The sequence below is a fragment of the Chelativorans composti genome (assembly GCF_039541695.1).
GTDB classification, from domain to species: domain Bacteria; phylum Pseudomonadota; class Alphaproteobacteria; order Rhizobiales; family Rhizobiaceae; genus Chelativorans; species Chelativorans composti.
Genome location: NZ_BAABGS010000027.1, coordinates 1 through 999, shown reverse-complemented (window position 1 = coordinate 999; position 999 = coordinate 1). Strand labels below are relative to the sequence as shown.

At 62.4% G+C, this 999-nt stretch carries 1 protein-coding gene; it reads left to right on the top strand.

Annotation, left to right across the window (positions count from 1 at the left end):
• Positions 1 to 88: 88 nt before the first annotated feature.
• On the top strand, positions 89 to 853 hold the full coding sequence (gene istB / locus ABD906_RS09810) for an IS21-like element helper ATPase IstB (RefSeq protein ID WP_028035775.1): 765 nt from the start codon (positions 89 to 91) through the stop codon (positions 851 to 853).
• The last annotated feature ends 146 nt before the right edge of the window (positions 854 to 999 follow it).

The window sequence follows — 999 nt, the reverse complement described above, 5'->3', positions numbered from 1 at the left end:
GTTATCCCTATCTACCCAAGGCAACAGTCGAGAAAACCAGGCCCGGCTCCTATATGCGGTTGTTGTCGGGCGATGCGGAGGACGCGGCATGAGCGATGGTCCGGAAATCCTGCTCGCCCATCACCTCAAGGCGCTGAAGCTGCCCACGTTCCTGCGGGAACATCAGAAGCTGGCCCGGCAATGTGCGGCCGAAGGCATGGATCATGTCCGATACCTCGCCCGGCTTGTTGAACTGGAGTTGATCGACCGGGAGCGGAGGATGGTCGAGCGCCGCATCAAGGCCGCCAAATTCCCCACGGTCAAAAGCCTCGACAGCTTCGACTTCAGCGCCATCCCGAAGCTCAACAAGATGCAGGTGCTGGAACTGGCCCGCTGCGAATGGATCGAGCGGCGCGAGAACGTCATTGCCCTTGGCCCAAGCGGCACGGGCAAGACGCACATTGCCCTTGGCCTCGGGCTGGCGGCTTGTCAGAAGGGCATGTCGGTCAGCTTCACCACCGCCGCAGCCCTGGTCAACGAACTGATGGAGGCCCGCGACGAACGTCGCCTGCTTCGCTTTCAGAAGCAGATGGCTGCCGTCAAGTTGCTGATCGTCGACGAACTGGGCTTTGTGCCGCTGTCCAAGACCGGCGCCGAGTTGCTGTTCGAGCTGATCTCGCACCGCTACGAGCGCGGCTCGACCCTGATCACCAGCAATCTGCCCTTCGATGAATGGACCGAGACCTTCGGCTCCGAGCGCCTCACCGGCGCACTGCTCGACCGGCTGACCCACCACGTCAGCATCCTCGAGATGAACGGCGAGAGCTATCGCCTCGCCAACAGCACTGCCCGAAAGCGGCAACAAAAGTCCTGAGATCAGATCGCTCGTTTTGGCCCAAAGAGGCCAATGCGCCATGGCACGCGCCAGCTATTGGTAAGCGCGCGCGCCATGGCGCAGGCCACTGCCACCTGGCCTGGTTTTGCGCCGCCGCGTGGCCGGATTTTGCACCGCCGTTGACA